Origin of the sequence: Actinoplanes sp. NPDC051470 (genome assembly GCF_040682035.1) — a bacterium.
Taxonomy (GTDB): Bacteria; Actinomycetota; Actinomycetes; order Mycobacteriales; family Micromonosporaceae; genus Actinoplanes.
This window is the reverse complement of the sequence record NZ_JBFBAA010000010.1, coordinates 183473-196791: the sequence shown is the minus strand read 5'-3', so window position 1 is coordinate 196791 and position 13319 is coordinate 183473. Positions and strand designations below refer to the sequence as shown.

Sequence of the window (13319 nt, the reverse complement as noted above, 5' to 3'; positions counted from 1 at the left end):
ACGCCTTCGAGGATGGTTCACCCGTCCCGGAGCTGGCTGGTGTCGGTCAGGCCCTCGACGATGGCCCGGGCGACCGGCGACGGGTCGGAGCCGTCGAGCGCGAAGCCGTCCGCGACGTGGATGGCGGGCTGGGCCATCATGCGCGGCTGGGTGCCGCGGTGCGGCCAGGTGGCGGTGTGCACGATGAACGGGTGGCACAGGTAGACGTCGCCCGCGGCCCCGGTGGCCTCGGCCGTCGTCCGGACGAGGGTCGACGGGCGCAACAGGCCGGGCACGTCCCCGCCGGGCATGCCGGCCTCGCCCCGGGTGGCCAGGGCGGCCGCCGCGTAGCGGTGTGAGCCCAGGACGAGCCGGGTCGGCGCATCCTCCGGCCCCACGTCCGAGAACAGGAACAGGGCCAGCAGGCCACGCGCCCGGGAGGTCACGTCGGCCCACCACTCGCCATCCTTCCACCAGGAGCCCTCGATGTGCCAGCCGACCTCACCGGGGTACTCCTCGGCCGGGAACCGCACCGGCACCGTCCCGCCGACGTCGGGCCGCCGGCTCCACCGCCCCGCGCCGATGAGCTCGTCGTACGCCGCTTCGAGAGCCGGCGACCCCGCGGCCGTCCGGAACGGCTCCCCGTCCGGGGTGTCGATCCGGATCGACGGCCGCTGCCAGGTGTCCCGGTCGTCGGCCCGCACACCCTGCTCGGCGAGCACGTCCCAGATGATCTGCCGGCAGCCCGCGGCCGTGGCGGCGTCGAACGCCCCACGGACCACGACATAGCCGTCGCTTACGAAGCCCCCGACATCCATGCCGCCATGGTCGCCGTTTTCCGGCCCGGGGCCCAGCCAATAAAGTGGCGCGCTCGATCAGGCCGAACTCACCCGTGCCCTCGCCGCGGCCACGACCGCGCTGATCGCCGAAGTCGGGCTCGCCGACCCAGCCCTGGCCGCCCGCCTCGCCCCTGTTCTCGGTGCCGGCCTGTCCGGCGGTCAGGCGCCGGACACCCGGCTCAGGAACGCGACGGTGTCGGCGACGGCCCGCGCGCAGCTCCTCGGCCGAGTCGGGCGTGGTCGCGCTCCGGCCGGGGCCGCGCCGGAGGACCGCGTCTCGTCGACCGACTTGATCACCCGTGGCGGCGCAGCCTGGACGACAGCGCGTCCACAGAGGAGCATGGGCGGGTGGCTGATGAAGAGATCGACACCTCGGTCCCGCAGACGGCGCGGATCTGGAACTACCTGCTCGGCGGCACCGACAACTTCGAGGTGGACCGGGCGGTCGGCGACCAGATCCTGATCGCGCAGCCTCAGCTGGCCGAACACGCCCGGCTCAGCCGCGCCTTCCTGGTCCGCGCGGTGCGGTTCCTGGCCGGGGAGGCCGGTGTCCGGCAGTTCCTCGACCTCGGCAGCGGGCTCCCGGCCGTGAACAACACCCACGAGGTGGCCCAGGCGGTGGCGCCGGCGAGCCGCGTCGTCTACGTCGACAACGATCCGCTGGTCCTCGCCCAGGCCCGGCGTCTGCTCACCAGCCGGCCCGAGGGCGCGACCGCCTACCTCGCCGCCGACCTGCACGACATGGACCACGTGCTGCGCGAGGCCGGCCGGACGCTAGATCTCACCGAGCCGGTCGCGGTGCTCTTCATGGGCGTCCTGGGGCACATCGAGGACGACGCGGTGGCCCAACAGCTGGTGCGTACGGCCATGGCCGCGGTGCCCGAGGGCAGCTACCTGGCGATCTACGACGGCACCGACATCACGCCGGAGATCGTCGAGAGCGCGCGGCTGTGGAACGAGTCGGCCGCCCTGCCCTACCATCTGCGCAGCCCCGAGCGCCTGGCGCGGTTCTTCGACGGCCTCGAGTACGTCGAGCCCGGCCTGGTCTCGGTCACCCGCTGGCGGCCCGACGCCGACGGCCGCGAGATCGATCAGTTCTGCGCGGTCGGCCGCAAGTCGTCGACGTGAAGCCGGCGGCGGGGGACCGCTGAGGTGGCCCGCGCCGCCGCCTTCCTGGCCTCCGACCACGCCAGCGCCATCACCGGCTCGATCACCAACGTCACGTGCGGCGAGCGGTCAGACCGGGCAGGACGTGGGCGCGGCGAGGGGCTCCGTGCCCAGGGCGGCCAGCACCACGGCGGTCACGGCCGGGTCGGTGGGCAGCGCGCCGTGCGGGATCCGCGACGACGGGCAGATGCTCTGGATCTGCAGGTTCACCGCGCCGTCGAGGACCGCGGACTCGGGCGGCTGGACGGTCTCGTCGTTCGCCGTCCAGATGCTCAGCCAGGGCAGGCCCTCGGGCAGGTCGGCGTCGTCGATGCCGGCGAGCAGGTCGCTGCCCGGCGCGAGCTGGCGGCACGCCTGCGGGCAGGCGCCGGGGGCGAGGGCGGCGCCGGCGCCGGCCAGGTTGGCGCCGTGCAGCGGAGAGCCGAGCGTGATGATGCGCCGGGCCACGGTGGCGCCGTCGTGCCGGTCGACCCAGAGGCGGGTGACCACGCCGCCGGCCGAGTAGCCGATCACGTCGACCGAGGGCGCGCCGCCGTCGAGGGCCGCGCGCACCGCGGTGTCCAGCGTGTCGGCCTGTTTCAGCAGGTCACCGGTGCCGCCGTCGGGCAGCGAGAGCACGGTCGCGGTGCGGCCGGCGGCGGTCAGCACCTGCGCCAGCCGGCTGAGCGAGACCTGGCTGCCGCCGTACCCGGGAACCAGAATCACCGTGCCCAGCGCGCCCTGATCGGGCCTCTCACCGGAGTCGCCGCGCCCGAGGACCAGGCGCAGGCCCACGACGAGCAAGACCGCGGCGACGAGTACGCCCACAGCCATGACCAGGATCCGTCGGCGCGGTGACACACCTCCATCATGCCGCGCCTGATCACGCGGCAACCCACCTGCACCCGAACGGCAACCCGATCGTGTTGACGCTCCGTGATCGAGGCGGGCATCGTTGAGCACGGTCCGAATGCCCGACATCTCCGCCCGTAGGGCTGGCGACCCGGGTGGCCGGGCCGGATCGCGACCGGCCGCGGTGTGGACGAAAACGTCGTGTTCCGTCCGATGTGGAGCTCATTACAGTCACGTTCATAGATGTCTTGTACATTGCCGAGACATGCGAACTCTTCTGCGCGCGGGGGTCCTCGCGCTCGCGGCCGGGACCACCCTTCTCGGCAGCGCCGTGGCGGTCCAGGCGGCGCCGCCCTCCGTCTCCGACCAGATCGTCATGGAGCCCGGTGCGTACGGGCACACCGGTCGCCTCCGGGTGACCTTCCACAACCCCAGCAACGACGTGCAGTGGGTCAGCTTCCGGGTCACCGAGCCCATCCGCGACAGCCTGCGGACCGGGGAAGACGTCAATTGCCTCGCGGTCGGCCGCGAGCCGGACGGCCGTGCGGTCAACGCCTGCGACCTGTGGGACGGCATCCAGCCCGGAGCCACCAGGATCGTCGACCTCCGCTTCGCCTCACCGTCCAAGCCCGAGGCATTCGCCCAGATCACGCCCGACCCGGCGGTCCTGGACCTCGGTGGCGGGACGCCGATCCGGGTCCCGACGGTGTTCCGCTCGACCACCGGCTCGCTGGCCGACCCGGTCCCGTACCAGCAGGACACCGTGGCCGACGTGTCGCTGACCGCCGGCGACGTCACGCTGACCCGGCAGGCCGACGGCACGTTCGAGGGCCGCGTCCCGGTCACCGTCCGCAACAACGGCGATGCCCAGAACTGGGGCGCCGTGACCGAGGTGGCGCTCCCGGCCGGCCTCGACGAGTGGCCGGGCCTGGAGTCGCTGGAATCCTGCGTCAAGGCCGGGACCCTGCCTCCGCCGCCGGGCGGCGAGACCTACCAGTGCGACGTGACGGGCGGAATGCTCAACGAGGGCGAGTCGCGGACCGCCCAGTGGGTGCTGCGCGCGCCCGAGGGCACCCCGGCCGGACCGCTCGGCAAGGCCGACGCGCTCGCTCGGCTCGGCGGTGCGCTCGAGGGCCAGCCCGGCGACGCCAACCGCGACACGTTCGTCATCACGGTCGCCCGCTGACCGGTTCGCCCGCGCGCGGACAGTGAGCCGTCCTGTGTGGATTTAATCACCGTGACGGTCGTCGATGTCACGCTAGGGTGGTTCCGCAACTACGGGGATCAAGGAGAAAAACCACCTATGCGTACGCTTCTGCGCGCGGGCGTCCTGACGCTCGCGGCCGGCTCGCTGCTGCTCGGCAGCACCGTGGCCGCCCAGGCCGCACCGGCCGGCACCATCACCATCAAGGCCGACACCCGGCTCGTCCTGCAGCCGGCCGAGTTCGGCCACACCGCGCTGTTCACCGTCTCGTTCCACAACACCTCCGACCAGCCCTACTCGGGCGACGTGACCTTCACCGAGCCGATCGCTCAGAGCGCCGCCGTCACCGACCAGCTCGGCGCCTGTGGCCTCGGTCAGACCCCGGACCGCCGGACGATCTACAACTGCGGCCTCGACCCCATCCAGCCCGGCGAGACCCGCCTGGTCGAGCTCCCGTTCGTGGTGCCGGCCAAGCCGCAGCCCTTCGCCCAGATCGCGCCCGACCTCGGCACGATCGAGGCCGGCGGCTCGACGGTCTCGTTCGCCGCGATCTTCCAGTCGACCACCGGCTCGACCAGCAACCCGGTGCCCTACGAGCAGGACACCACCGCCGCGCTCACCGTGACCGCCGGCGACGTCGTGCTGCGCCGCCAGGCCGACGGCACGTTCCAGGGCCTCGTCCCGGTCACCGTCCGCAACAACGGTGACGCCCCGCACCACGACCTGGACGCCGAGATCGCCCTGCCCGCCGGCATCGAGGACTGGCCCGACCTCGACGTGGCCGACGGCTGCACGGGCGGCGGCGTCCTGCCCCGCCCGCCGGGCGGCGCCACGAACGGCTGCTCGGTCATCGGCGGCAAACTGGCCGAGGGCCAGCAGCGCAACCTCGTCTGGACCGTCAAGGCGCCCGCCGGCAGCGTTCCCGGCTCACTGGGCGCCGGCACCGCCCTGGTCCTGCTGAACGGCGGCGCCGCCCGCCAGACCGACGGCGGCGACCAGGACACCTTCACCGTCACGATCGCCCCCTGAGCGTCGCCACGAATGACCGATTGATCCCTGGTGGAAATGCGATTCCACCAGGGATCATCACTGAGTGCGACGGCTCGACTGGTACTCCCGACTGTTCCTGATGCTCGCGGCCATCCACGTGACGGGCGAGTTCCTGAGCCTCCCGCTGTTCCCCTACAGCGGCCCCGCGGCCGTCATCGCCCTGGCCGGCCTGATCTGGAGCCGCCCCCTCCCTCGCGCCGCGGCGTGGTGGACCAAGCCGGCGCTGCTGGCCGGGCTGGCCCTGCTCGCGGCCGTGATCGATCTTCCGGACCGGTCCGGGTACTACGCCGAAGGCCTCACGACCGCCGCCTGCGCGCTGCTCGCGGCCGGTGTGCTCGGCCGGGCCCGCCTGGGTCGCTGGGCCAAGCTCGGCGCCGGCCTGATCGCGGTCCTGATCGTGCTGGTGGCCCGGGACATCGCCCGCAACCCGATGGTCATGCCCTGGGAGGCCGCACCGGACACCACCGCCCGCCTGGTCGCCGTGGTCGTCCCAGCCTTCGCGGTGGTTCTGGCCGGGGCCGCGGCGATCGCGGCGTTCTCCTCGCCCGGCGGCCTGCGCTGGGCCGGCTTGGGGCTGCTGCCCGTGCTGGTGCTCGGATTCGGGGTGCTGCCCGCGCTGATGGCCGAGGACCGCTTCGCCCCGAAGGACGTGCCCGGCTACTTCGACGAGTACGCCATCGCCGTCACCCTCCGCCCGCTCAACCTCGCCGAGGCCGAGCGCGGGTTCGACGCGGGGGCCGGGCCCGGCGCGCTGGGATCAATCCAGGGGCCCCGTCTCAGGTCTCCGGCTCCAGCGGTCGAGGAAGAGCCGTGGTCGCCGGCCAAGGCGGTGGCCCAGGAACTGCTGGAGATCAAAACCGACCTGGGCGCGGCGCTGAGAACGGGCGTCATCCTGCTCGGCCTGGCCGCGATGGCCACCGCCCTGTTCCCCTACCGCGAGTGACGGCTGGAGGGCCGACGGCCGGGACTGGCGGCGGGGGTGGCGGCCGGGTCGGACGGTGGCGAGGCGCGACGCCGGTGCGGGATGCCAAGGATGACCGATTTGCGCAGCTTCGTCCGAAGCGAACGCGCCGCCACCTCCCCCGCCCGTCACTGGGTGGGCGGTCAATGTAGCGCGCGATTTCGACGGTCGTGAGAACTATCCACAGGGCGGCGGCGTCCGACGGTGGTGGGGGAATGACGCCGGTGGGGGAATGACGGCGGTGGGGGAATGACGGCGGTGGGGGAACGACGGCCGGGCCGGCGATCGTCAGCCGCGCGGAGCGGTGCTGTCGCGCAGGACGAGGGTCGCGGCAGCGTGTTCGACCTGGGGTTCGTCGTCGGCCGGCCGGGCTCTCAGGGCCAGCGACATCGCCTGGACGCCGATCTGTTCCAGGGGCAGGCGGACGGTGCTCAGGGACGGCGTGACGTCGACCGAGATGGGCATGTCGTCGAAGCCGATCAGGCTCACCCGGCGGGGCACGTCGATGCGCCGGGAGCGCAGGCAGGCCAGGGCGCCGACGGCCATCGAGTCGTTCAGGGCGGCGATCGCGGTCAGGCCGGGAACCCGGTCGAGCAGGGTCGCCGCGGCCGCGGCGCCGCCGTTGCGGTCGAAGCCGGCGTACTCGATGTGCTTCGTGGTCAGGCGGTGGCCGTGTGAGCGGGCCGCGCGGCGCAGGCCGGAGAGGCGGTCGGTGGTGGTGGTCAGGTGGCGGGGGCCGGCGATCACCCCGATCGTCGTGTGCCCGAGCCGGTAGAGGGCGTCGCCGGCCAGCCAGCCGCCGTGCTCGTTCTCGGGCACGATCGCGTCGCCGGCGTGCTGGTGGCGGCCGATGACCGCGACCCGGCCGCCGGTGTTCTCGTAGAGGCGCAGCTTGCGGTCGAGCCGCGCGGTGATCGGGGCGTCGTGGTAGCCCGACCCGGCCAGCACGATCGCGGCCGTCTGGTGGGCGTGCAGCAGGTCGACGTACGCCAGCTCGCGCTCGGGGTCTCGATAGCTGTTGCAGATGATGACCAGGCGGCCGTGCTCGGTGGCGACCCGCTGGAGCCCGCGGGTGATCTCGGCGAAGTACGGGTCGGACACGTCGTGGACGATCACGCCGACCGCGGTCCGGTCGGCGCGCGCCAGCTGTTGCGCGTTGGCGTTGGGCACGAACTGGAGTTCGGCCACCGCGGCCAGGACACGCTCGCGCAGCGCCTCGCCCACCGGCTTGGGGCTGTTGTTGATGATGCGCGAAACGGTCGCGGTCGACACCCCGGCCCGCCGCGCCACGTCCGCGAGAGTTGCCACGGATGCACCCTACGACCTGTTTCAGAGTCAATCCCAGTCGGAGCGCCCAGGAGGCGAATGTGAATCAGGTCGTAGCGGAATTGGCAAAAAGCCCGGTAACGTCTCAGGAAAGCGCTTACCTCTGGAGGTTCGGCCGATGGCGACGCGCGTACCGATCGGGATCCTGCTGAACGGCGTGACCGGGCGGATGGGCTACCGCCAACACCTGGTCCGGTCCCTGCTCGCCATCCGGGAGCAGGGCGGCGTGCTCCTCCAGGACGGCACCGCCCTGTGGCCGGAGATCACCCTGGCCGGCCGCAACGAGGCCAAGCTGCGTGACATCGCCGACCGGCACGGCCTGACCGAGGTGACCACCGACCTCGACGCGGCGCTGGCCCGCGACGACATCGCGATCTACTTCGACGCCCAGGTGACCAGCGAGCGCGAGAAGGCGATCGTCGCCGCGATCGCCGCCGGCAAGCACATCTACACCGAGAAGCCGACCGCCACCACGCTGTCCGGCGCGGTCGAGCTGGCGCGGAAGGCGGACACGGCCGGGGTCAAGCACGGCGTCGTCCAGGACAAGCTGTTCCTGCCCGGTCTGCTGAAGCTGAAGCGGCTGGTCGACGGCGGCTTCTTCGGGCGGGTGCTGTCGGTGCGCGGCGAGTTCGGCTACTGGGTGTTCGAGGGGGACTGGCAGGCCGCGCAGCGCCCGAGCTGGAACTACCGGTCGCAGGACGGTGGCGGCATCACGGTCGACATGTTTCCACACTGGCACTACGTGCTGGAGCAGATCTTCGGCGAGGTGCGGGCGGTCACCGCGCACGTGACCACCCACATCGGCGAGCGGTGGGACGAGGCGGGGGAGCGGTACGAGGCCACCGCCGACGACGCGGCGTACGGCATCTTCGAACTGGGGGGCGGCGTGGTCGCCCAGATCAACTCGTCCTGGGCGGTCCGCGTCTTCCGCGACGAACTGGTCGAGTTCCAGGTGGACGGCACCGAGGGCAGCGCGGTCGCCGGTCTGCGCCGGTGCCGGGCCCAGCACCGCTCGGCCACCCCCAAGCCGGTGTGGAATCCCGACCTGCCGGCCACCCACGACTTCCGCGACCAGTGGACCGAGGTGCCGGACAACGAGGAGTTCGACAACGGCTTCAAGGCGCAGTGGGAGATGTTCCTGCGCCACGTGGCCGAGGACGCGCCGTACACCTGGGATCTTTGGGCCGGCGCCCGCGGCGTGCAACTGGCCGAGCTGGGGCTGCGCTCCGCCCGCGAGGGCCGCCGCATCGAGGTGCCGTCGCTGTGAGCGCCTCGGTCAACCTCCCGGACGGGCGGTTCGAGCTCAGCGGGTCCGGCGCGGAGTTCGCCGATACCAGGACCACGTTCAAGAGCAGGGTGGGGTACGCCGCGGCGCACGTGGTCGCCGATCCGGCGGCGGAGAACGTGCCCGGCGCCCCGCCCGTCATCGACTGGGACGCCACCCTGGCCGCGCGGCGGCACCTGTGGTCGTACGGCTTCGGGGTGGCCGAGGCGATGGACACCGCCCAGCGCGGCATGGGCCTGAACTATCCGCAGGCCCGCGAACTGATCCGGCGCTCGGCGGCCGAGGCCGAGGGCCCGATCTGTGCGGGCGTGGCCACCGACCAGCTGGCGCCCGGCCCGCATCCGCTCGGCGACATCGTCGCGGCCTACGCCGAGCAGCTCGCCGACGTCCAGGAAGCCGGCGCGAAGCCGGTGCTGATGTGCAGCCGCAATCTGGCCGCCTCGGCGTCGACGGCAGGCGACTACCTCGACGTGTACGGCCGGCTGCTCGCCGAGTCCGGCGAGCCGGTGATCCTGCACTGGCTGGGCCCGGCGTTCGACCCCGCGCTGGAGGGCTACTGGGGCTCGGCGAACCCGGCCGACACCGTGGTCGAGCTGATCGCGGCCGATCCGTCCAAGGTGGACGGCATCAAGCTCTCGCTGCTGGACTACGACTTCGAGGTGGCTCTGCGCCGCCGCCTCCCCGACGGGGTGCGCCTCTACACCGGCGACGACTTCAACTACCCCGCGCTGATCAAGGGCGACGACGAGGGCTATTCGGACGCGCTCCTCGGCATCTTCGCCGCGATCGCCCCGCCCGCCGCCGCCGCGTTGCGCGCGCTCGACCAAGGCGACCTCCCGGCGTACGACCAGATCTTCGAACCCACCGTGACCCTCGCGCGCCACCTCTTTGGCCGTCCCACCTGGTTCTACAAGACCGGCATCGTGTTCCTGTCCTGGCTGGCCGGACGGCAGGAGCATTTCACGATGGTGGCCGGGGCGCAGAGCGGCCGCTCGCCCGTTCACCTGGCCGAACTGCTGCGCCTGGCCGACGCGGCCGGCCTGCTGCCCGACGCTTCCCTCGCGGCGGCCCGGGCACGAGCCTTCTTCACGACCGCCGGGGTGGCCCAGTGATCGGCCGTTTCTCGCTCAACCAGGCCACCACGAAGTACTGGCCGCTGCCCGCGCTGGCGGCCGGCTGCGTGGCGGCCGGCGTGACCCAGGTCGGGCTCTGGCGAGAAGACATCCAGGGGTACGGGGTGGAGAAGTCGCGCCGCCTCATGGACGACCACGGCCTGACCGTGACCTCGCTGTGCCGCAGTGGCTTCTTCCACACCGACGGCTGGCTCGACGAGAACAAGAAGGCCATCGACGAGGCCCGTGCCGTCGGCGCGCCGGTGCTGCTCCTGGTCTCCGGCGGCCTGCCACCCGGCAGCCGTGACATCGACGGCGCCCGCGCCACCGTCGGCGCCCGCATCGGCGAGCTGGTCGAGCATGCTCTGGCCGCCGGCGTCCGCCTGGCCATCGAGCCCCTGCACCCGATGTTCGCCTCCGACCGCTGCGTGGTGTCGACCCTGGCGCAGGCCCTCGACCTGGCCGCCCCTTACCCGCCGGCCGCGGTCGGGGTGGCCATCGACACCTACCACCTGTGGTGGGACGACACGATCTGGTCGGCGATCGCCCGGGCCGGCCGCGAGGACCGCATCGCCTGCTTCCAGGTGGCCGACTGGGTCACCCCGTTGCCGGCCGGCGTCCTCCTCGGCCGGGGCCTGCCCGGCACCGGCGCGGTCGAGACGCGCCGCTTCCGCGAGGCCGTCGACGCGACCGGCTACACCGGCCCGATCGAGGTCGAGGTCTTCGACGAGGCCCTGTGGCAACGCCCGGGCGACGACATCCTCGCCGACACCCTGACCGCCTTCCGCACCCACGTTCTCTAGGAAACAGTGAGGGTCGTGGAAGGGAAACGGTCAGTCGAGCCAGCAGAGCACCGCGTCACCGGCGGCCGCGGCGGCGGCGAAGAACTCCTGGGCCGGCGGCAGCTCGGCGGCCACGTCGAGGAGGTCGTCCGGGTGGAACGAGTAGCGATCGGCCGCCGTGACATCGTCGGGGGTCACGCCTCGGATCAGGTCGGCGGGTGACAGGGCGGCCAGCGCGCGAGCGGCCTCGGCCACCCGCTCCGGGGTCAGGTAGGTCGGCGGCCCGTACCCCCAGGTTCCTTCGCTGAACTCGTCACCGGGCGTCGTACCCGGAAAGGTCTCTTCTCCGAAGACGATGTCCACCGGGAAGCCACGCCGCCGCAGCAGGTAGTCGAAGCCGGCCCAGTTCTTGTCGGTGCTGATCGACCGGTCGGCCGGCGGACGGCGCTCCGGCGAAAGCTCGGCCGCCGCCACCCGGGCCCAATTGCCACTCATCCCCATGGGATACGCAGACTAGCGGTCGCTCAGCGTGCTCGCCGCCAGGTGCAGCAACGTCTCGACGGCGGTCGCCGGGTCGCTGGGCGGGTCCGGGAACGGGACGTCGGTCGCGCAGCGGTCGAGCAGCAGCTCGACGATGGCGGCGCGGGCCACGATCTCGTCGGCGGTGATCGCGCCGGGCAGGATGCGGACCTCGACCGTGTCGCGCAGCGGCGTGTCGGTCAGCACCTGGGTCAGGTTGACGTCGAAGTACTTGCTGATCTCGCCCTCCTCGCCGGCCCGCCGCAGCGCCTGCTCGGTCGGCTCGTGGCCGTCGGCGACCTTCACGAGGGGGTCGGGCAGGGGAGCGAGGCGGCGGCAGTTCGGGTTGGTCTCGAGCAGCGTACGCAGCGGATCACGCCAATGCGCGAACAGCCGCACCAGGTTGGCCAGGGCCCGCGGCGACCGGAACGGGCCACCGTCGACGTGCAGGTGCACCGCCGCCTCCTGCGGCACGGTGAAGCCCATCTCGCGGGCCGGCCCGAGCAGTTCCTCGAGCGCCTCGTGGTGACCGGCGGCCAGCGGCGGCGTGACGATCTCGCAGGGGCGTTCCCGCCCGCCGCCCTGGGGCGCGGCCAGCGCGATCGTGACGTCGTTCCGGTCGTCCACCCGGTAGACGTCGCCGTGCTGGGTGACCTTGGTCCGCCAGAGCAGCGCGGTGGCGTCGAGCGCCTTGCCGATCGTGGTCGCGGGGTCGGTGTGCAGGGCGATCAGCCGCAGCAGCCGGGGGTCGTCGGTGAGAACCCGGAACCAGCCGGGCAGCGGCGGGAGGCGGGGGTCGAGGTCGGCCAGCAGCGTGACGTCGTCGACCAGCGTGCAGAGCAGCTCGCCGCCGGCCCGGCGTACCTCGAAACCCTGGGTGAGGTGGCGGAACCGTTCCAGGCCGGGGACCAGGGACGGCTCGCTGTCGTGGTGCCACACCGGCCGGACCTGACCGCCGGTGCGGGCGGCCAGATCTTCGGCGAGGGCGAGCCGGCTGCGGCCGGCCGGGGCCAGCAGCTCGATCTCGAACCCGATCCGCCGGTGTAGTTCGGGGGTCACGGCTGGATCGGCAGCGTCTCGCCGGCCATGATCTTCTTGCCGGCGGCGACCTTCGCGTCCCACGGGGTGGGCAGCTTCCACAGCCTGGCGAGCCGCTCCGCGTCGTCGAAGTCGTAGCCCTTGTCGAAGAACGCCTCGGCCTGGGCCTCCTGGGCGGTCGACGGCAAGCCGGGCGGGGCGACCGGCGGCTTGATCGGCAGCTTCTTGCCGTCCAGCAGCATCTGCCCGGCCCGGGTCTTGGCCGCGGTGATGTCCGTCTTCCAGATCTTGGCCAGCTTCTCGCCGTCGTCGAGGCCGTAGCCCTCGTCGAAGTACTTGTTGCGGGCCTTCTCCTCGGCGTCGGTGAACTCGGGGTCGTCGTAGCTGGGCTCGACCGACGGCTCGGCCGGAACCGGCGACGGGGCGGCCGACGGGGTCGAGGGGGCGGCCGGCAGCACGACCGTGCTGCCGCCGTTGTTCTGACCGCCCACCAGGTGGGGGATCTGGAAGGCCCCGGCGATGACCGCGACGCCGAGCACGGCGCCACTGGCGGTCTGGGCGACCAGCCGGCGCCGGCGGTAGGTCTTCGCCAGTTCCTGTACGCGGGCGTACACCGCCGCAGGCTCCGGCGCGAGGTGCTCGTGGGCCACCATGGCCTCGCGGAGCTGGTCACGGTGCTCGATCACGACTTCTCCTCGACGGGGATGCGGTTCGGCCGGTCCGACGAGAGCCGGAGCGTCTTCAGGGCCCTCGACGCGTTGCTGCGGACCGTCGCGGGCGAGCATCCGAGCAGATCAGCGATCTGGTCGTCGTCGAGTTGCTCGTAGTAGCGCAGAACCAGCACGGCGCGTTGCTTGCGGCCCAGCACGGCGAGCCGGTTCCACAGCTCGTCGGCCTCGACGACGTGGTTGGCGTGGTCGCCGATGCCACCGCGGGCGTCGTCCAGCTCGACCAGGCGCTCACCGACCGCGTGCACGTTGCGCGCCGCCCAGCTCCGCCGCCACGACAGGTACTCGTTGAGCACCATCCGTCGCACGTATGCCTCGGGCGAGTCGGCCTCGCTGATCCGCTTCCACTTGACCTGCGCCCTGGCCAGCACCTCTTGCACGACATCCTGTGCCAGGTCACGATTGCCCGTGAGGACGATCGCGTAGCGCAGCAGGCTGGGGAGCCGGGCCACCGCGAAATTCTCGAAGGTCACGTCCCCTATGACACACGCCGGGAGC

General features: G+C 72.5%; 14 protein-coding genes. 7 read left to right on the top strand and 7 right to left on the bottom strand.

What is annotated here, in order from left to right:
* Positions 1 to 17 precede the first annotated feature (17 nt).
* Complete coding sequence (locus AB0M54_RS19790) at positions 18 to 797, bottom strand: phytanoyl-CoA dioxygenase family protein (RefSeq protein ID WP_364319451.1); 780 nt, start codon at positions 795 to 797, stop codon at positions 18 to 20.
* A gap of 369 nt (positions 798 to 1166) precedes the next feature.
* On the opposite strand from AB0M54_RS19790, the gene AB0M54_RS19785 reads away from it, so the two are divergent.
* Positions 1167 to 1946 (top strand): SAM-dependent methyltransferase, encoded by a 780-nt coding sequence (locus AB0M54_RS19785; RefSeq protein ID WP_364319449.1) that lies wholly within the window; start codon positions 1167 to 1169, stop codon positions 1944 to 1946.
* 108 nt (positions 1947 to 2054) lie between these two features.
* On the opposite strand, the gene AB0M54_RS19780 is transcribed toward AB0M54_RS19785, so the two are convergent.
* Positions 2055 to 2825, bottom strand: coding sequence for a lipase (locus AB0M54_RS19780; protein WP_364319447.1), 771 nt, complete (start codon positions 2823 to 2825; stop codon positions 2055 to 2057).
* A gap of 256 nt (positions 2826 to 3081) precedes the next feature.
* On the opposite strand from AB0M54_RS19780, the gene AB0M54_RS19775 reads away from it, so the two are divergent.
* From AB0M54_RS19775 to AB0M54_RS19765, 3 genes are all read left to right on the top strand, one after another.
* The gene (locus tag AB0M54_RS19775) at positions 3082 to 4002 is read left to right on the top strand and encodes a hypothetical protein (RefSeq protein WP_364472911.1); all 921 of its coding nucleotides are present in this window, start codon (positions 3082 to 3084) and stop codon (positions 4000 to 4002) included.
* A 117-nt stretch (positions 4003 to 4119) separates the two neighbouring features.
* The gene (locus tag AB0M54_RS19770; RefSeq protein ID WP_364472909.1) at positions 4120 to 5049 is read left to right on the top strand and encodes a hypothetical protein; all 930 of its coding nucleotides are present in this window, start codon (positions 4120 to 4122) and stop codon (positions 5047 to 5049) included.
* Between the two features lie 64 nt (positions 5050 to 5113).
* Positions 5114 to 6013 (top strand): hypothetical protein, encoded by a 900-nt coding sequence (locus tag AB0M54_RS19765; protein ID WP_364472907.1) that lies wholly within the window; start codon positions 5114 to 5116, stop codon positions 6011 to 6013.
* A 306-nt stretch (positions 6014 to 6319) separates the two neighbouring features.
* Here AB0M54_RS19765 and AB0M54_RS19760 read toward each other — a convergent pair whose 3' ends face one another.
* Complete coding sequence (locus AB0M54_RS19760) at positions 6320 to 7339, bottom strand: LacI family DNA-binding transcriptional regulator (RefSeq protein WP_364319440.1); 1020 nt, start codon at positions 7337 to 7339, stop codon at positions 6320 to 6322.
* A gap of 136 nt (positions 7340 to 7475) precedes the next feature.
* Here AB0M54_RS19760 and AB0M54_RS19755 point away from each other — a divergent pair, with 136 nt between their 5' ends.
* Genes AB0M54_RS19755 through AB0M54_RS19745 form a run of 3 tightly spaced genes read left to right on the top strand, consistent with a single transcriptional unit; the run spans position 7476 to position 10557 of the window.
* Entirely contained in the window at positions 7476 to 8624 is a 1149-nt protein-coding gene (locus AB0M54_RS19755) for a Gfo/Idh/MocA family oxidoreductase (protein WP_364472905.1), read from the top strand.
* Positions 8621 to 9754 carry a DUF993 family protein gene (locus AB0M54_RS19750; RefSeq protein WP_364472904.1) on the top strand — a complete coding sequence of 378 codons (1134 nt, stop codon included), beginning with the start codon at positions 8621 to 8623 and terminating at the stop codon, positions 9752 to 9754. Before AB0M54_RS19755 ends, AB0M54_RS19750 begins: the two co-directional genes overlap by 4 nt.
* On the top strand, positions 9751 to 10557 hold the full coding sequence (locus AB0M54_RS19745) for a sugar phosphate isomerase/epimerase family protein (protein ID WP_364319434.1): 807 nt from the start codon (positions 9751 to 9753) through the stop codon (positions 10555 to 10557). The genes AB0M54_RS19750 and AB0M54_RS19745 overlap by 4 nt, the downstream gene beginning before the upstream one ends.
* A 30-nt stretch (positions 10558 to 10587) precedes the next feature.
* Here the strand turns inward: AB0M54_RS19745 and AB0M54_RS19740 are convergent, their stop codons facing one another.
* From AB0M54_RS19740 to AB0M54_RS19725, 4 genes are read right to left on the bottom strand one after another with little or no spacing between them, the layout of a single operon-like run.
* Positions 10588 to 11031, bottom strand: coding sequence for a DUF1877 family protein (locus tag AB0M54_RS19740; RefSeq protein WP_364472902.1), 444 nt, complete (start codon positions 11029 to 11031; stop codon positions 10588 to 10590).
* Positions 11032 to 11049: 18 nt separating this feature from the next.
* Entirely contained in the window at positions 11050 to 12114 is a 1065-nt protein-coding gene (locus AB0M54_RS19735) for an amidoligase family protein (RefSeq protein ID WP_364472900.1), read from the bottom strand.
* Positions 12111 to 12779, bottom strand: a complete 669-nt coding sequence (locus AB0M54_RS19730) for a hypothetical protein (protein ID WP_364472898.1) — start codon at positions 12777 to 12779, stop codon at positions 12111 to 12113. The genes AB0M54_RS19735 and AB0M54_RS19730 overlap by 4 nt, the downstream gene beginning before the upstream one ends.
* Complete coding sequence (locus AB0M54_RS19725; protein WP_364319427.1) at positions 12776 to 13294, bottom strand: SigE family RNA polymerase sigma factor; 519 nt, start codon at positions 13292 to 13294, stop codon at positions 12776 to 12778. Before AB0M54_RS19725 ends, AB0M54_RS19730 begins: the two co-directional genes overlap by 4 nt.
* Between the last annotated feature and the right edge of the window lie 25 nt (positions 13295 to 13319).